The following is a 17748-nucleotide window of genomic DNA, read 5'->3' on the forward strand; positions in this document are numbered from 1 at the left end:
CGAGACACCGCGTCCGGTTTAACCACCTGGCTGGGCTGGCCCCCTGGTGGCGCTGGCGGCTTGGTATTCGCGGGTGGCGGCGTCGAGGGCCGCGAGGGCCTGTCCCTGTGCGGCGAAGTCGCCGTTCTGTTGTGCGGTGCGGAGCTGGTTGAGCGCGGCCTGGATGTCGGCGACGGCCTTGTCGAGCGCGGGGTTGCTACCGCCGCTGGCCGCCGGGGGTGCTGTGGTGGGGGAGGGGATGATCGACGGTGTCGTGTTCGGTGTACTCGGCTGGGCTGGCGGGGTCGCCGCCTGGTTGGCCCCGTTCCCGACGACCTGTTTCAGCGCGTCGGCGAGGGTCGAGGCGAAGCCGACCTTCGAGCCGTAGGACACGAGTACGCGGGCTAGCTGTGGGTAGCTGTTCTGGTTGCGTTGCTGGATGTAGACCGGTTCGACGTAGAGGAAGCCGCCGTCCAGTGGCAGGGTGATCAGGTTGCCGAAGATGACGTTGACGGACTGGTTGCTGAACAGTGTGCGCTGTTGCGCGAAGTTCGAGTCGCTCTGGAACCTGTTCTGCACCTGGACCGGACCGTCGACCTGGCTGTTGCCGGCTGCGGTCGTCGGTAGTCGCAGCACCCGGATCGTGCCGTAGTCGCGCGGATCGGACGACACCGACATCCAGGCGGCCAGGTATTGCCGTTGCAGTGCGGTGAGCGGGCTGGTCAGCTGGAACTGCGCCGATGATTCGCCGGGCACCTGGGCGAGTACGTAGTAGCCGGGCTGGTTGGCCAGGGCGGGCGCGTTGGGGTTGGTGCCGCCTTCCTGTGTCGGGTCGTGCGGCACGTTCCAGAAGGTGTTGGTGGTGTAGAACTCCTGCGGGTCGCTGACGTGGTATTTGGCGAGCAGTTCGCGCTGGACCTTGAACAGGTCTTCCGGATAGCGGAAGTGTGCCCGCAGATCGGGCGAGATGTCCGAACTCGGCTTCACGGTGCCGGGGAAGACCTGCTCCCATGCCTTGAGCACCGGGTCCTTGTCATCGACGGCGTAGAGCGTCACCTTGCCGGTGAACGCGTCGACGGTGGCCTTCACGGAGTTGCGGATGTAGTTGATGGTGTCGTTGGCCTGCCTGGCGGTGCCCACCAGTGAGTCCTCGGTGGCCTGCCCGAGGCGGGTCTGTTGTGAGTACGGGTAGTTGTTCAACGTGGTGTAGCCGTCGACGATCCACTGGATCTTGCCGTTGACGACCGCCGGGTAGGGGTCGCCGTCGACGGTGAGCCACGGGGCGACCTTCCGCACGCGCTGGCGGGGGTTCCGGTTGTACATGATCTTCGAGCCGTCGCTTATGGCGCTGGAGAACAGGATGTTGCGCTCGCCGAACTTCGCGGTGAACGCGAGCCGGTTGAACCAGTTGTCGATCGGTACGCCGCCGCTGCCGTCGTAGTGGTAGTTGCTGTTGGACGCGCTGTCGTACTCGCCGGGTGCCTTGCCGGGCTGGCCGCCGACGATGGCGTAGTCGTTGGTCAGCTCCCCGTAGTAGATGCGCGGCTGGCTCACCGGGATCCCGGGCGCGGTCGGGTTGGCCGGATCCAGTCCCGCCCCCGAAGGATTGTGCGTATCACTGACCACCGCGATCGGATATCCACCGTCACTGTTGGCGCCTGCCACGGCACGGTCGATCGTGTTGGCCGGGGCCGCGGCAAACCCGTTGCCGTGGGTGTAGACCATGTGTTTGTTGATCCAGTTGGTCTGGTTGCCGGTCAGGTTCGCGGTGTTGATCTCGCGTGCGGCGACGATGTAGTCCCCGACCTTGCCGCCGATGGTGTACCGGTCGATGCTCAGCTTCGCTGGGAAGCCGTAGACGTTCTCGCGGCCGACGCGCTGGGTGAACGTGGGCGAGAGGATGTTCGGGTCCAGCAGCCGGATGTTCGGCACTGTCGCTGTGGCGGCGCTGATGGAAGCGGCCGTCGCTGACCCGGCGCCCGAATAGTTTTCGTACTGGACGTTGTTGAGGCCGAAGGCGTCCTTTGTGGCCGCCATGTTGCGGCTGATGGACAGCGCTTCCTTCTGGTTGGCGTTCGGTTTCACCGAGAACTGTTCGAGGATCGCCGGCCACGCGGCGCCGACCAGCACGCCGGACAGGATGAGCAGCACCAACGCGATCGCGGGCAGCTGGATGTTGCGCAGGAACGCCCCGGCAAAGAACGCGATCGCGCAGATCGCGCAGATGCACAGCAGGATCAGCTTCGCCGGCAGCACCGCGTTCAGGTCGGTGTAGGTGGCACCGTAGAACAGCGGCGCGTTGCGACTGGAGAAGAGCAGGTTGTAGCGGTCGAAGAAGTATTCGACCGCTTTCAACAGCACGAAAAGCCCGGCCGTAACGGCCAGTTGCACCCGCGCCGCTGACGCGAGCTGCCCACCCCCGCCCGCCAGCCGGATGCCGCCGAACAGGTAGTGCGCGATCAAACCGGCGACGAACGACAGCGTGATCGCGACGAACAGCCAGCCGATGAGCCATTGGTAGAACGGCAGGCTGAAGGCGTAGAAGCCGATGTCGTTACCGAACTCGGGGTCGGTCTGGCCGAAACTGGTGCCGTGCAAGAACAGTTGCACGCGCTGCCAGTCGCCGTTCCCGGTCACGCCTGCGATCAGCCCCGCGATGACCGGGATCCCGATGCCGAACAACCGGATACGGCCGACGACAGCTAAACGGCAGCGCAGAACCGGGTCGTCGGCACCGGAGCCGGAGGCGAATGCCGGCCGGGTCCGGTAGGCGATCCACAGGCTCAACCAGAGGCTGCCGCCGACAAGCAGGCCGATCGCGAAGAACAGCACGATGCTGGTGACGACGATGGTGTTGAACACCTCGCGGGCGTGCACCTCGCCGAACCATAGCCAGTTGATGTAGGCGTTGAGGAGTGCCGCGCCGAGCAGTAGCGCCAGGACGATCACGGCGGCGATGCTGAGCAGGATCCGGCCGCGGCGGGACAGCTTCGGCAGGCTCACAGCAGGCCGACTGCCCACGACACCACCTCTGTCCTCGCCTCGCCCCCTTGACGGTCTCCACCGTACGCACCACGGCGTGGCCCGCTCAGCGTGCTCCACCGTGCACCGTGACCAGCCCAGACGGCCCGCATAGTTTGCACTAGACAATCATATTATAGTGCAATTGTTGCCTCGGGTGTGGGATCGTCAGGTGTCGCGCCGGACCCGGCGGTCAACGAAGGAGAGGTGATGGCCGGTGGAACGGCCTACGGTGGCGAGCGATCCGGTACGCGCGCCGCGGTCGGTGTCCGACGCGGCTGGGCATGTGGCCGGCTGGCTGCGCGGCAACCAGTTCGGGCTGTTCTGCGTGGCGATCGCCGTCGGAGTGGGCGCCGGATTCGGCGCGGTGGCGTTCCGCTACCTCATCTACGGGTTCACCTGGCTAGCCACCGGGCACACCGAGTTCGGCCAGCAGGGCTGGGTCGCCAGCGCACACCTGCCCTGGCTGGGCATCGGGTTCTTCGTGCTCATCCCCGTCCTCGGCGGACTGCTGTACGGGCCGCTGATCTCCCGGTTCGCCCGTGAGGCCCGCGGCCACGGTGTACCGGAGGTGATGATCGCGGTCGCGGAGAACGGCGGCCGGATCCGCCCACAGGTCAGCGTGGTCAAGGCGCTCGCGTCCGCGCTGTGCATCGGCGTCGGCGGCTCGGTCGGCCGGGAAGGCCCGATCGTGCAGATCGGTTCCGCCCTGGCCTCCAGTCTCGGGCAGTGGGTGCGGATGCCGGAGAACCGGCTACGGGTGCTGGTGGCCTGCGGTGCGGCCGGCGGGATCTCCGCGACCTTCAACGCCCCGATCACGGGAGTGTTCTTCGGCGTCGAGTTGATCCTGCGCGAGTTCTCCATCGAGGCGATCTTCACCGTGATGCTCTCGGCGATGCTCGCCGACGTGATCGCCCGGATCTTCCTCGGCTCCGCCCCGTTCTTCACCCAACTCCCCGCCGGGATCGCGCTGCACCACATCTACAACTACCTACTGGTGGCGGTGCTGGCCGTGACCGCCGCGCTGATCGGGCTCGGGTTCAAGAACATCCTGTACCGCATCGAGGACCTGTGCGACCGGGTATGGCGCAACCGGCCGGAATGGGCGCGGCCCGCGGTCGGTGGCGTCGTGCTCGGCCTGTTGCTGCTCGCCGTTCCCCAGTTGTACGGGGTGGGCTATCCGGTGATGTACGCCGCGTTCGCCGGGCACTATGCCTTGTGGTTCCTGGTGATCTTGGCGGCGGGCAAGATGATCGCCACCAGCCTGACCATCGGCATCGGTGGTTCCGGCGGCGTGTTCGCGCCGTCGCTGTTCATCGGCGCCACCTCCGGCATGGCCTTCGGCGTGATCGTCGACCACCTGCTCGGCCCGGCCGCCGGGCAGCCCGCCCTCTACGCGATCGTCGGCATGGGCGCCGTGTTCGCCTCCGCCGCCCGCGGCCCGCTGACCGCGCTGGCCAGCGTCGTGGAGATGACCGGCGATTTCACTCTCACCCTGCCGGTCATGCTCGGCATCGCGGTGTCCACCACCGTATCCCGCGCGATCAGCTACGGCACCATCTACACCACCAAGCTGCTGCGCCGCGGCACCGACATCGACCGCCCCGCCCCCACCCACGCCTTCGCGGACCTGACCGCCACCGACGCCATGCACCAGTTCACCATCCCCCTGGATATCACCCACCGCATCGATGCGGCAGACACCGCACAGGGCGACGGGCACCGAGACTGGACAGGCCTGCTCGGCCCGGTCACGCGCGTCCGGGAACCCCAGGCCGTGTTCGGCAACGACAGCCTCGCCCAAGCCCTGCGACAACTCGTCCTCTACGGCCGTGACGGGCTCCCCGTGATCGACACCGATGCCCGTCGCGTCCAGGGCTGGCTGACCAACCAGAACGTACTGCGGGCCGTCGCGACCCAACTCACCGCCGCCGAACCGGACATCGCCGCCGGCCACCAGGCCGCCGAATGGGCCGAACCGCACGGGCGCGCCGCCGAGCACGACCTGCACAGCCAACTCGCCGGCTACCGCATCGTCGAACACACCCTCGCTCCCGACTCGGCCGCCGTCGGTCGCACCGTCGGCGACCTCGACTGGCCAGCCGGCCACCTACCCGTATCCGTCCTGCATAACCGCCGACTCATCGACGCCGAACCCACCATCCGGCTCGCCGCCGGCGACCGACTCAACATTCTCGTCCCTGCCACCGACAACACCCGGATCGACAGCACCGCCGCCAACAACCCGGCCGCCGGCCCCAGCAGTCCGAGGGCCGCCCGCGACCCCGCATGAACCCACAGCTACAGCAACGAAGGGAGGCACCCAGCATGATCTGCGAGTACGGCATGGAGACCTACCGCTTCACCTGCCACCACTGCGACCACACCTGGACGATCGAGTACCAGGTGCGCTATGCCACCGACAGCGAAGGCTCACCCTGGACATTTCACTATCGCGAAGGTTCCCCGGCGGCAAGCCCGGTCGCCGGCACGATCGTGTGCGACCACTGCCGCCACACCCACGTCGGCGCCCACCTCGACGCTCGCCGCTACCTACCTGCGCGGCAGCCCGACATCGAGCCTTCCACACCCAACTGACCCGCGCGGCCCGATCCAGGACCAACGACCCATGGCTACCCGCGACCCCACCGCGAGTTCCGCCCGCGTCGCCACCGACCCGGACGCGCTCACCGACGCCCTACTGACCGCCTCGCGCGTCCTGATCGCCCTCTCCGCCCGCACTATCACCGTCATCGACGACCCGATCACCCTGCCGCAGTTCCGGATGCTCGTCGTACTCAGCACCAACGGATCGCTCAAACTGTCCACATTGGCCGAGCACTTGACCGTCAAACCCTCCACCGCCACCAGGATGATCGACCGCCTGCTCCACGCCGACCTGGTCAGCCGGCACACCAACCCCCACTCCCGCCGCGAAGTCCTCATCGCACTCACCGACAACGGCGCTCAGGTCGTCACCACGGTCACCGAGCAACGGCGGACCGAAATCGCTCGGATCGTAGCCCGGATGCCCTACAAGCACCGCACTGAACTCGTGCGTGCCCTGGAGGCGTTCAACGACGCCAGCGGTGAACCCCCCGTCACCGAAAGCAGCCCCGCCTGGCTATGAGCACCACGTCCCCCGAGGGACGCCGCGATCACGTCGTGGTCGTCCTCGGCAGGGGGCTCACCTCGTGCGCCGGTGGTGCGCTTCTTCTTCTCCTCCTTGGGGGCTCAACTGACCTCACGTCGTCAGTCGATACAGGGCACGCCGGTGGCGGTGATCGGACCGGCCGGCGGCGGGGCCGGCTGGGCCGGTTGCCCGGTCGTGCTCACCTGATAGGCCGCCGGCGCGACGTCACCGTGGCTCCCCGGCCCCGCGTAGTCGCCCCCGAGGTAGACCCGCACGTGACCGGATGGCAGGGCGGCATCTGGCACCAGCGTGATACCGCCGCCCAACGCGCGGGCCACGGCGCCGGCACTGGCCTGCATCCCGCGGGCGTAGTCGATCGTGCTGTGGCCGCGGGCGGTGGAGGTGACGGCCCGGCCCTTGGTGAAACCGCGGACGGCCAGGGCGTCTAGCACTTTGGTGGCCAGGCCGGTGGCGCCGTTGGCGTTGTACACGTCCACGGTCGCCGCGTCGGCGGCGGACTGCCCATTGTCACTGCCGGGTGTAGGCGTGGTCGACGGCGCCGGATTCGCGGCGACGCCTGTGACGTTGTGGGCGATGAACGCCTGTACTTGCTGGGGGTCTACTTCGACGGCGTCGCCGTCGTCCGGGGTCTGCATGGAGATATTGACGACCGGGATCGTCTCGAACTGGATGTTGCCGCCGGTGATGCCCTGAAGTTGCTGCGCGAAGCTGATCAGGTCCCAGTTCTGGTCGACCGTGATCGATTTCTGGATCGCGCCGATCAGACTGTCCAGTTTGGCCGGGTTGGTCAGGGTGCCGGCCGACAGCACGGACTTGGCCATCGCGGCCAGGAACACCTGCTGACGTTTGATCCGGTCCAGGTCGCCCTGCGGCAGGCCGTGGCGTTGCCGTATGAACGCCAGCGCGGTGGTGCCCTGGATGGTCTGGATGCCAGCCGGGAAGTTCGCCCCGGAGAACGAGTCGCTGGTGGCGTGGTTGAGGCAGACCTGCACCCCACCGATGGCCTGGCTGATGTCGTAGAACCCGACGAGGTTCACCGCGGCGTAGTGGTTGATCGTGAGCCCGGTGAACTGTTCTACGGTCTGGATGGAGTTCTTCGCACCGGCTTGCGCGGCTCGAAGCCACAGCTGCGCGCCGGTCACCCCCTGCGCTTGAAGTTGCTTGAGGGCCGCGGTCTCGGCGTAGGTGTACGCGGCGTTGATCTTGTGCATCCCGTAGCCACCCGCGAGCCGGACGTAGGAGTCGCGCGGGATGGAGACCCCGACCGCCTTTCCGCCGCCGGCGGGAAGGTGCACTACGATCATGGTGTCGGTCGCGTCGGCGCCATCAGTGGCCGACCCGGCGTGCAACTGGCTGAGCACCGCGGGCGGGATCGGGTTGCCCTGAGCGTCGACCCGGGTGTCGATCCCGACCAGCAGGATGTTCTGTGGACCGGCGCTGCCTTGCGCGCCGGGATCGATCACAGCGGCCCGGCTCAGGCCCCCGTCGGCCTTGTTCAGCACCGCCCAGCCGTAGCCCAAGCCACCGAACACCGCCTGCGACACCACGGCGACCAGGGCCTGGCCGACCCGCCGTGCCCGGAGCGGCCTGCGCGCGATCGCCTGCTGTGGCCGCGGTTGCCGTGGCCCGCGGGCCGGGCTCGGTCGCTGGGCACGACCAGGCACCCGGCCTGGCCTGGAGCGCGGCGGGATGGCATCCGATCGGCGCGGGCCACGGGACCGATCGTGCATCTCACGACCTCCCGCCTCGTCGAACCGGCGTACCCCACCCACTTGCCACTTACCACTCCTGGCGCCGGGGAGGCCGCCGTGCTGGGGCTTGCGGTGGGCGGCGCGTTGGCGGTCGCGACTGCGGCCGGTTGACTCGGGCGTCGAAGAGCACGAGTGCGGCCGCGAAAGCGACTCCGACTATGCCGATCCACGCGTTTCCGGCCATGACGGCCAGTCCGACGCCCACGATGAACAGCGGGCCCGCGGCGATCCAGCAGAACGGATCGACGCGGCCGAACTGTCGGCCGGTGCCCCGGTTTCGCGGTGCGCGTTGGGCAGCCGGCGGGGGCGGCTGCTGCCTGCGCGGCCGCTGCCCCGTCGGGGGGACGTTGCGCGGTGGGTAGGGATCACGCCGGCCTTGGCGTGCGGCGCCAGGGTGAGGTTGGTGATGGTCGTACGTCATGCCACCAGCTCGAATTCGGCGTTGACTGTGGTGGAGGCGGGTAGCGGCCGCCTCATGAGGTGCCGGATGGTGGTGACGGCAAGCAGGGCGAGCGCGGCGAGTTGGTAGGAGCTTCCGGCGATCTTTTCGGGCACGGACCACACCGCGGGGTTCTGGGGCATCCAGTAGTGCGGAGCCAGCCAGATGATGGCGACGGCGATTCCGCCGGTGAGCAGCAGCGGCGCGTGGTGACGCCGATAGCCCTGGAACAGCACGACGGCCGCGGTGGGCAGCGCAAGAACCCATTGGTGTGACCAGGAAATCGGTGCCACGAGTTGCACGCCGGCGGCGTTCACACCGAGCGCCAGCGGCAGGTTGTGCTCGGCGACCGCTCGTTTCGTGCCTAGCACGGTCATGACGCCGACCGCCGCGACCACGAGCAGGCCGGTCACGCTTAGTGTCGCCCCAGAGATACCGAGCTTGGTGAGGCTGGCGAACGCCGATTCGTTGGCCAGCGGGCCGCCGATGCGCATGTCCGTGGCGTGGAAGACCCGGTTGGTCCAGTAGAACCAGGAATCGGCCGGCGCCAGCACGGCGGTGAACGCGGTCAGTGCCACGAAGGTCAGCGCGCTGGTGGCCAAGGCGCGGTAGTCCTTGCGGAGCAGGAACAACAGGACGAAACCGGCTGGGGTCAGCTTGATCGCGGCGGCGATGCCGATCAGCATTCCGCGGGGCCAGCGGGGATTGGGTACGAGGCAGTCCAGTGCGACGAGCGCCATCAGCAGGACGTTGATCTGCCCCCAGAAGATCGTGTTGGCGACCGGATGTCCCACGACGAGAACGATCGCCGCGGCGGCGACGGCCCAGGGCTTGTGCAGCAGCGCGCGCAGCCGCGGCGTGCTCGCGCGGTAGGCCAGCACGAGCGGGATGAGCGCGAGCACGGTCGCCGCGCTGAGCAGGCGGAACCCGATCCACGGCGGCACGAGCCCGAGCGGGAGGAACAGGACCGCGGAGGACGGCGGATAGGTGTAGGGCAGCGGACCCGCGATCGTGGAGACGGGGAGCTGGGTGTAGATCGAGTGTCCGTGCAGGAAGGTGAGCGCGCCGAGGCGATAGATGTCGGCGTCGCCGAGATCCTTACGCATCGCGTGGGCGATAGCCAAGAGCAGGACGAGCAAGGCGGCCGCAGGCAGCCACACCCGCAGATATGTGGTCTTCACTGGGATTCTCCGGAGGTGTCAGGGTGCTGCGCCAATGGTCGCCGGTGGTGCGGATGACGCGGTGCCGGTCGTGCTGGCGCAGGTGATGAGGCAGGTCGGAGTGGGCCTGCCGCTGGTGTGGCGCGGCCGTGAGGACTCGGTGGGCGTCGGGGTGCCGGTCGTGGTGGTCGGTGTGCTGATCGGACTGGGGGGTGCGCTGGTGGTCACGTCGGGCGTCGGGGTCGGCGCGGTGGTGTCGGCCGGTGGAGCACCAGGGAAGGCTTCGACGGGTTGGCCGGCGAGGTAGGTGTCCATGAAGTCCTGCCAGATATAGCCGGGTTCTTCGCGGCCGTAGACGTCGTAGCCGTGGTTGCTGCCCAGCCCGTTGTGGTAGTTGCCGTAGATCGGCGCTGGCTGCTTCTTGTTGCCGAACCAGACCGAGGTGACGACCTGCGGGGTGTAGCCGACCATCCAGGCTTCGGAGTTGTGCCCGGTGTCGTTGAACTGTGCGGTGCCGGTCTTGGCGGCGTTGGGCCGCCCGCCGCGTAGACCGTCCATTGAGGAGGATGCGACGTCGGTCATCGATGCCGTGACTGTGCGGGCGACGGTGGCGCTGGTCGCGGCGTCTCCGAACGCGGGCTGGGCCTGGGTGTCGAACTGGTACATCGGCTGGCCGGTGTTGTCGATCACCTTGGCGACGAAGTGCAGCGGCAGATACTTGCCGTCATTGGCGAAGGTGGCGTAGCCCTGGGCCTGGTCGATCGGCCGGACCGGGTACTGGCCGATGGCGATACCCAGGTTGGTGGTGCCGGTGCCCTTGCCGGTGGCCGGGTCGTCGTTTTGCAGTGAGTCGAAGGTGTCGCCGAGTGAGGAGGTGATCTGTTTCGGGATCCCGGCCGCCCACGCGGCGTTGCGGATGGTGTCGACGCCGACCTGCGCCCCCATCCGGTAGAACACGGTGTTGACGGATTTCGTCATCGCGTCCTTGACGGTGATCTGGGGGGCGCCTTCGCCGTCGGAGTTGTGCACGAGCTGCCCGTCGATGGTCTGGTTGTCGCTGCCGTCGTAGACGGTGTTCAGCCCGATCTGGCCCGGCTGCGCCTGCAGCGCCGCGGCGAAGACGTACGGTTTGAACGATGAACCAGGCTGCTGGGGCGTCTGCGCCAAGTCGTATGAGGTCGAACCGTCTCCGCCGTAGTAGGCGACGATGCCGCCGGTGGCGGGGTCGGCCGACACCAGCGCGGCTCCCTCGTCGGGATACTTGGCGTCCGCGGCCATGATCTTTGAGACGGAGTTTTCGGCGTCTTTCTGGGCGTCCGGGCGGATCGTGGTGTAGATCTTGGCGCCCGAGCGGGCCAGGTCCTGTTCGGAATAGCCCCTCTGGTTCAGCTCGGCCATGACCGCGTCCACGAGGTAGCGCTGGTCGGGAGCGCGCTGGCCGGTGGTGTGCCCGGTGTCCGGCAGCGGGGTTGGGAAGGCGGCCGAGTCGAATTCGGCCTGGGAGATCCAGTGGTTAGCCAGCAGTCGCCCCATCACGTAGCTGTAACGCTGGTGTTCGTAGGCGGGACTGTTCGCATAGCCGGGCAGCTGCACGAGCCCAGCCAGTAGCGCGGCCTGCTCGGTGGTGAGCTTGCCGACGTCCTCGTTGAAATAGGCTCGCGCAGCGGCTTTGATCCCGTACGCGCCCCGTCCGAAGTAGACCGTATTGAGGTATGCGGTGAGAATGTCCTGTTTGGAATAAGTTCGGGTCATCTTGTACGACTGGACCACCTCGACGATCTTCCTGCCCAGCGTCGCCTGGTCGTTACCGGTGGCGTTCTTGATGTACTCCTGCCCGATGGTCGAACCACCACCCGTGCCGCCACCGAGGCGGTTGAACACGGTGCGCACGATCGCCTTCAGGTCGAAACCCGAGTTGGTCATGAAGGTCTCGTCCTCGGCCGCCATCTGCGCGTTCTTCATCGACGCCGGGATCTCGTCCCACGTCGCGAGCTGCTGACCGTTCGGTGTCCCTGTCGTGGTGCCCAGTACTGAACCGTCGGAGTAGTACAAGGTGACCGGCTGGTTCTCGCTCGCCGCGAGCGACGTCGGATCCGGCACATTCACGAACTGATACATGACGATGAACGCCACCACCGGCCCCAGCACGGCGAGTCCAATGAGGACGTACAGGGTGCGCCGCACCCGGCGCCACGCGATCCGGCGGCGCGCGCCATCGGGAGCGTGGAACCGCCCCGCGTCTGGGCGTGGGGGCGGATGCCCGGCTCTGTCGTCCACCAATCGTTCTCCTGCGCCGCGCCAAGCGGCCACGAAGCGCCGCATGACCATGAACTTCTACAGTGACTGTAGTAGACGGTGTGTGAAACCTGTGTCGGCCGTGTTCCTGGACGACCTCGACAACGCACCGTTGCCTAATATTGCATGGAACAACTATTGCATAGAGCTGGACACGCCAGGCGCGACACGGTCGATCTCCCGGTCAGCACTGCGTGGTGTGGGCACCGGCCAGCAGGCTGGCGGCCAGCTGCGGTCCCGACTCGCCATCAGATTGGGGGCCGCTGGTCGGTTGGGGGTGCTGCCGCGCCCAGGCAGCCAGCTGGTTGAGGATGCGCTGCGCGTTGGCGCTGGGTGCCACGCCGGTCAGGTTGGTGCCCAGGGCGAGATCGACCGTGCCGTCTCGACGGTTGTCCCGCACGAGTTGGGTGCACGGCACGACCAGGCTGAGGGTGCGGGCGGCGTCCTCGCCGTCCAACCCGAACCGGATCTGCCCCACACAGTTCATGTCCCCACGCGGGTAGTGCGGATCGTTGCCGGGTGGTGCGGCCAGGGTGAACCCGAGTTGCTGCAATTGGGCGCCGACCAGGGTGGCCAGGCCGCGTTGGGTGCCGGCGTTGAGTACCCGTACCCGGATTGTCGACGCCGGGGCCGGTGTAACCGTGTCCAATCCGGTGTAGGGCAACGGCTGCCAGCCCGCGTCCGCGGGCATCGGGCAGCGCACGCGGGCGTTCGTGTCGGCTGCCCGGCCAATCACGGTGATCCACACCACACCTGCGGCCACGGCAAGCGCTACCAGCAGCGCGACGACACGCCACCGGCGGCGCCGACGACGCGCGGCGTAGGACGAGTCACGGAACCGGGCCGTCATCGTCGGTCACCGGGGACGGAGTTCGCAAAAGGACAGTGCGCCAGGTGCATGATCACCGCATCGATCTGACTATTGGGTGGCGCTGCTTGGAGGGCGGTGCCGGTAGCGGCGCACCAGCGCCCGAATGATCAGGGCGACGATGAGCACGCCAACGGCAATGCCCAGGTAGGTCTGATAGCGCACCGCCAGCGGGTAGATGGTGTTGATGTGCGCTCCGGCGAGGTCGCCGAGGCAGACCCAGAGGCCGACCCAGAGTGCGGCGCCCAGCGCGTTGTAGGCGACAAACTTCGCCCATCCCATGCCGGTCAGCCCGGCGATGATCCCGTTGGTCTGGCGCAGTCCCTCCACAAACCGCGCCACGATGATGATGCCGCCGCCGTAGAGGGTGAAGAGCTGCTCGGCCGTGCCGATCCGCTCCGGGGTGAGCAGGATGTAGCGACCGAACTTCTCGACCAGCCGCCGCCCGCCGACCCGGCCGATCAGGTAGCCGATGTTGTCTCCGACCACTGCACCCAGGAAACCCAGCAGCGCCACCATGACGAGGTCCAGCCGACCGGCGCCGGCGTAGATCGCGCCGACGATCAACACGGTCTCGCCCGGGACGGGCACGCCGAAGTCCTCCAGCGTGATCAGACCGGCGATCGCTGCGTAACCGTAGTGATCCAGGATCGGCGCCAGGTCGGCCAGCACGCCCGGCAACATCGGTGGCACCGGTGCCGATGCCGCGAAGGCCACAGCCTCGGATGTGCCCATCATGATCGCGTGCTGTTGCGGTGCACAGGCGGCGCTGCGGGCTCACCAGCGCCGGAACTCACCGTTACCGTTGCGGGCACGCTGGGCAGCTGGGCGGCCTTATGGTGGTTGCCGGTGGCGATCTTCGCCCCCGGTCTTGACGCGCTCGAGGCCGCGGCGACCAACGGGCGAAGCGGGGTCCGGCCCAGCAGCCGCACCAGCCCGATGAGGACTTTCCGGAACAGAACCCAGCCGAGAACAACCACCACCGCGCCGACCACGAGCCCGGCGGCGACATCCTGCGGGTAGTGGGCGGCGATATAGACCCGTGCGAACGCGATCAGGACCGCCGCGACGGTGGCGATCCAGGCCAGCACCCGGCGACGGGCCAGGTACAAGCCGGCGGCGACGGCGCCGGCCATGGTGGCGTGGTCGCTGGGGAAGGAGAAGTCGGTCGAGCGGTCGGCCAGCACCAGCAGACCGGACATCGCGGTGTAGGGACGGGCCTCGTGCACGGCACCCACGATCGGCTGGTTGATCCCCACAGCCAGGATCGTGCCCACGACGGCCCACACCGCCGCCGCGACGCGGGCCGGATCCCCGGCGCGGCGGGCCGTCCACGACCCGGCCAGCAGCAGCACTGCGAACAGTGCCACGCCGTAGGTGGCATAGCCGTAGAGCACGCCGTGCAACCACGGCGTGGCACGGGCGAAAGCATTGATGGAGCGCAGCAGCGCGCCGTCCACGCCATTGGCCGGTGGCGTCATCGGCGCGGTGCCGATCAGGAAGGTCGTCATCGTGGCTCCCGGTTGATCGTGGTGGCCTGCTCGTCGCCAGCGTTCGGGGCGCCGCGGCCACCGCGGGTCTTGCGGGCGCGCCACAGTTCCAGGCCGACTGGGATGACGGACACGATCACGATGAGCGCGATCACCGGCAGCAGGTACTGGTCGATGCCGGGGATGCTCGACCCGAGTACGTAGCCGGCCAGCGTTACGCCGATCGACCACACCAGCCCGCCCGCGATCTGCCAGAGGGTGAAGGTGCGGGTCGGGACCGCGAGGATGCCGGCCAGCGGGTTGAGCACCGTCCGCACCACCGGGATGAACCGGGCCAGCACGATCGCCTTGGCGTACCCGTAGCGGGCGAACAGCACGTCGGCGCGCTCCAGCCCCGCATGCAGGTGCCAGTTGCGCACCCGCGCGACCAGCGCAGCGCCGCCTCGGCGGCCCAGCATGAACCCGACCTGCGCCCCGCTCAACGCCCCGGCCACGGCCGCCAGCAGCACCATCGGCAGCGACAGGTGCACCGTCGCGGTGGCGCTGGTGGTGCAGAACAGCCCGGAGGTGAACAGCAGCGAGTCACCGGGCAGGAAGAATCCGATCAGCAGACCGGTCTCGGCGAACAGCACCAGGAATACCCCGAACGCGCCCAGGCTGGATAGCCAGAACGAGGCGCCCAACGGGTTCCCGGCCCCGGCCGCGGCCGCGACCCACAGCGGGTGCGCCGCGAGAGGCGAGATGCCAGCGGATACGGTCATTCGCGATCTCCTCGGACAGTGTGCGTCAGGGGCAGCACCCCCTCAACTACTACGCCGTTTGTAGAAGTTCTACACTCACTGTAGATGACATGGTCAGGAGGTGGCATGGGTGTGGCCCCACGACGCGACCAGGAGCCTTCGGGACGCCGCCGAGCTGGTGAGCTGTCTGGGGAAGTACTGGAGATCCTTCGGAAATCCGCCAACGCGTTGACCCCGGCCGACGTGCAGCAACAATTGACCGCCAGGGGAGTCGGGCCGTTGGCCTACACCACGGTTGTGACCACCTTGTCGCGGCTGCACGAGCAGGGCCTCGCTGAGCGGTTTCGCACTGGCCGCGCGTATGCCTACCTCGCGGTCGCGGACTCGGCGTTGGCGGCGCGCCGGATGCGGCGGGCACTGGACGACCACGACGACCGGGATGCGGTGCTGGCCAGCTTCGTGCAGGACCTGTCGTCGGACGACGAACGTCGGCTCCGGACGCTGCTGGCCCAGTTGGACGCCCGCGACGGCGACCGGTAGACGAAGGGACGCCCGGCTATGCATGTCGCGGTCTACCTGCCGCTGGTTCTTCCGCTGCTGGCGGCAGTCTCGACGCGGTGGCTGTCCGCCCGGCTCGATCCCCGCGTCGCTACCTGGCTGTTCACCACAGCGGCGGTCGGGTTGGCCACGGCCAGCGGCGTCGCCTTGACCGCGTTGGCCGCCACCGCGGTGGGGCAGATCCCGTGGCTGGCCGCGATCGGTGACTGGTCGGTGCGGGTGCTGCGGCGCGATGACCCCGCCTCGCTCACCGTCTCGCTGATCGCCTGCGTGCTGCTCGCCGCGGCGTTGACGGCCGGCGGGCGCGCCCTGGTCCGCCGCCTCCGCGCCCTGGCCGACGCCGCCCGCACCGCACACCGCCTGCCCGTTGACCCGGTGACGCGGGTCGTCGTGCTGGACGATCCGGTGCCGGATGCCTATGCGCTACCCGGCTTTCCGGGGCGGATTGTGGTGTCGACCGGCATGCTCGATCAACTCGACGAGCGGCAGCAACGGGTGCTGATCGAGCATGAACGCGCCCACCTCCGTTGCGGACACCACATCTTCGTCACCGCGGCGTATCTGGCCGCGGTGACCAACCCCCTCCTGCTGCCGCTAGCAGCCGCGGTGCGGTACTGCACCGAACGGTGGGCCGACGAACGCGCTGCCCACGCCACCGGAGATCGACGGCTGGTCGCCCGCACCATCGGCACGGCCGCACTACTGACCCACCGCCACTCGGCCCCGCCGGCCGCCGCGCTGGCCATCGCCACCGGCCTCACCACCGGCGTAATGGGCCGACTACGCAGGACCGGTCCGGTCCCACGACGGGTCGCAGCACTCCTGACCGCGCCGCCCCCGACGCGTCGGCTGTTGCTAGCCCTGGCGTTGGGTGTGCTCGCCCTGGCCACCGTCTCCAGCCTGGAAGCCGCCCGCGATGTGCACATCCTGTTCGAACTCGCACAGGCAGGCACCCGTCGAACCGCGTGATCGGCTGGCTGGCCCGCCCAGCCACGTCTCACAGGACTGCCTTTGCGCTTTGTCCGCTGTGGACGGCGGGCCTGAGATAAACGCGAGCTGAACGGCCCGTTGCTGTGGACGACGGCGAGGTGAAACCGGCCGCTGGCCAGCAAGGCAAACGGTCACCTCCCTGTTCGGTCCCCGAGCACTCGTACTACCGTCGCGGCAGCTTCTACAACTGCTGTAGTAGCTGAGTGGAGTGTGCCGCACCCACCACCGCCGTGGGGGTGCATGGAGGAGTCGGCTATCCCGGCTCCAATCGAAGGGTTGCAGTGAGCCGATGTCTGCGTTGGCCTATCCGGAAATGATCGTGGTCGGACTGTTGCAGGGCGTCAGCGAGTTATTCCCCGTCTCCAGCCTGGGGCACAGTGTGCTGGTCCCGGGGTGTCAAACTAGGGACACGGGGTTGATCGGGGGCAGTTGGGCACGGGATCTGGACATGTCGGCGAAGGGCTCGCCGTATCTGGATTCCCTGGTGGCCATGCACGTCGCGACGGCCGCCGCGTTAGTGGTCTTCTTCTAGCGGGACTGGGTGCGCATCATCGGCGCCTTGTTCGGCTCAATCCGCCACCGGCGGATCACAACACCGGACGAACGGTTGGCGTGGCTGCTGGTGGTCGCCACGATCCCGGTCGGTATCGCCGGGCTTGCGCTGGACAATGTGATGCGCGAATACCTCGGCAAACCCGTGCCCGCCGCGGTGTTCCTCGTGCTCAACGGGATCGTGCTATTCACCGTCGAACGTCTCCAGCGCACCCGCGAGGCGGCCACGGCGCCCGCGGGATCGGGACCGGGTGCCGCGTCTCGCCAGGACATCGGTGAGCAGCCCACTGCGGTCTTGCCAGCGATGACCTCGTCTGGGGTAACACGAGACCCAGCGAACCAACCGACTACCCGGATGCGCGCGGTGTCCGCCGAGGAGGCCAGCGATGCCCGGCTTGCCCGGTTGGGCTGGTGGGAGGCCATCGCCGTCGGGGCATGCCAGATCCTCGCACTGCTGCCAGGGGTCAGCCGCTCCGGTGCCACGATCGCCGGAGGCCTGCTACGGGGCCTGCGGCACGACGACGCGGCGCGGTTCGCGTTCCTGCTGGCCACCCCAGTCATCGCCGCCGCCGGGATGCTGAAAGTTCCCGAGCTGGCGCGCCCGGAGATGCACGGTGCGATCGGCCCCACCCTGGTGGGCAGCCTGGTCGCCGGGGTAGGCGCGTATTTTTCGGTGCGGTTCCTGGTCTGCTACTTCCAAACGTCGGTGACAACTGTTGCCACGACGCTGACCGTCACGACGGCGACTGTC

The 17748-nt window shown here is 68.1% G+C and carries 13 protein-coding genes and 1 pseudogene; 6 read left to right on the forward strand and 8 right to left on the reverse strand.

Annotated features, from left to right (window positions below; translation table 11 throughout):
- Window positions 1-18: 18 nt before the first annotated feature.
- Complete coding sequence (locus tag VHD82_RS22685; RefSeq protein ID WP_325707318.1) at window positions 19-3000, reverse strand: UPF0182 family protein; 2982 nt, start codon at window positions 2998-3000, stop codon at window positions 19-21.
- A 217-nt stretch (window positions 3001-3217) separates the two neighbouring features.
- Between VHD82_RS22685 and VHD82_RS22690 the strand changes: the two genes are divergently transcribed.
- Genes VHD82_RS22690 through VHD82_RS22700 form a run of 3 tightly spaced genes read left to right on the forward strand, consistent with a single transcriptional unit; the run spans window position 3218 to window position 6130 of the window.
- Complete coding sequence (locus tag VHD82_RS22690) at window positions 3218-5293, forward strand: chloride channel protein (RefSeq protein ID WP_325707321.1); 2076 nt, start codon at window positions 3218-3220, stop codon at window positions 5291-5293.
- Between the two features lie 35 nt (window positions 5294-5328).
- Window positions 5329-5598: a hypothetical protein gene (locus VHD82_RS22695; RefSeq protein WP_325707324.1), complete on the forward strand. Its 270-nt coding sequence runs from the start codon at window positions 5329-5331 to the stop codon at window positions 5596-5598.
- A 31-nt stretch (window positions 5599-5629) separates the two neighbouring features.
- A complete protein-coding gene (locus VHD82_RS22700; RefSeq protein WP_325707327.1) occupies window positions 5630-6130 on the forward strand; it encodes a MarR family transcriptional regulator in 501 nt (166 codons plus the stop codon).
- A 122-nt stretch (window positions 6131-6252) separates the two neighbouring features.
- On the opposite strand, the gene VHD82_RS22705 is transcribed toward VHD82_RS22700, so the two are convergent.
- From VHD82_RS22705 to VHD82_RS22735, 7 genes are all read right to left on the reverse strand, one after another.
- Window positions 6253-7818 carry an LCP family protein gene (locus VHD82_RS22705; RefSeq protein WP_325707330.1) on the reverse strand — a complete coding sequence of 522 codons (1566 nt, stop codon included), beginning with the start codon at window positions 7816-7818 and terminating at the stop codon, window positions 6253-6255.
- Window positions 7819-8322: 504 nt separating this feature from the next.
- Complete coding sequence (locus VHD82_RS22710) at window positions 8323-9525, reverse strand: glycosyltransferase family 87 protein (protein ID WP_325707333.1); 1203 nt, start codon at window positions 9523-9525, stop codon at window positions 8323-8325.
- Window positions 9526-9543: 18 nt separating this feature from the next.
- Window positions 9544-11781, reverse strand: a complete 2238-nt coding sequence (locus tag VHD82_RS22715; RefSeq protein ID WP_325707336.1) for a transglycosylase domain-containing protein — start codon at window positions 11779-11781, stop codon at window positions 9544-9546.
- A gap of 202 nt (window positions 11782-11983) precedes the next feature.
- Window positions 11984-12649, reverse strand: a complete 666-nt coding sequence (cei, locus tag VHD82_RS22720) for an envelope integrity protein Cei (RefSeq protein ID WP_325707338.1) — start codon at window positions 12647-12649, stop codon at window positions 11984-11986.
- Between the two features lie 69 nt (window positions 12650-12718).
- Complete coding sequence (locus VHD82_RS22725; RefSeq protein ID WP_325707339.1) at window positions 12719-13405, reverse strand: DedA family protein; 687 nt, start codon at window positions 13403-13405, stop codon at window positions 12719-12721.
- Window positions 13402-14178: a phosphatase PAP2 family protein gene (locus VHD82_RS22730; RefSeq protein ID WP_325707342.1), complete on the reverse strand. Its 777-nt coding sequence runs from the start codon at window positions 14176-14178 to the stop codon at window positions 13402-13404. Before VHD82_RS22730 ends, VHD82_RS22725 begins: the two co-directional genes overlap by 4 nt.
- Window positions 14175-14918 carry a DedA family protein gene (locus VHD82_RS22735; protein ID WP_325707344.1) on the reverse strand — a complete coding sequence of 248 codons (744 nt, stop codon included), beginning with the start codon at window positions 14916-14918 and terminating at the stop codon, window positions 14175-14177. Before VHD82_RS22735 ends, VHD82_RS22730 begins: the two co-directional genes overlap by 4 nt.
- A 105-nt stretch (window positions 14919-15023) precedes the next feature.
- Between VHD82_RS22735 and VHD82_RS22740 the strand changes: the two genes are divergently transcribed.
- From VHD82_RS22740 to VHD82_RS22750, 3 genes and pseudogenes are all read left to right on the forward strand, one after another.
- Window positions 15024-15437 (forward strand): BlaI/MecI/CopY family transcriptional regulator, encoded by a 414-nt coding sequence (locus VHD82_RS22740; RefSeq protein WP_325707347.1) that lies wholly within the window; start codon window positions 15024-15026, stop codon window positions 15435-15437.
- 18 nt (window positions 15438-15455) lie between these two features.
- Window positions 15456-16424 (forward strand): M56 family metallopeptidase, encoded by a 969-nt coding sequence (locus VHD82_RS22745; RefSeq protein WP_325707350.1) that lies wholly within the window; start codon window positions 15456-15458, stop codon window positions 16422-16424.
- A gap of 310 nt (window positions 16425-16734) precedes the next feature.
- Window positions 16735-17712 (forward strand): annotated as a pseudogene (locus tag VHD82_RS22750) (undecaprenyl-diphosphate phosphatase); the annotation flags it as partial.
- Window positions 17713-17748: the final 36 nt, after the last annotated feature.

The sequence above is a fragment of the Amycolatopsis sp. genome (genome assembly GCF_035546795.1).
GTDB lineage: Bacteria > Actinomycetota > Actinomycetes > Mycobacteriales > Pseudonocardiaceae > Amycolatopsis_E.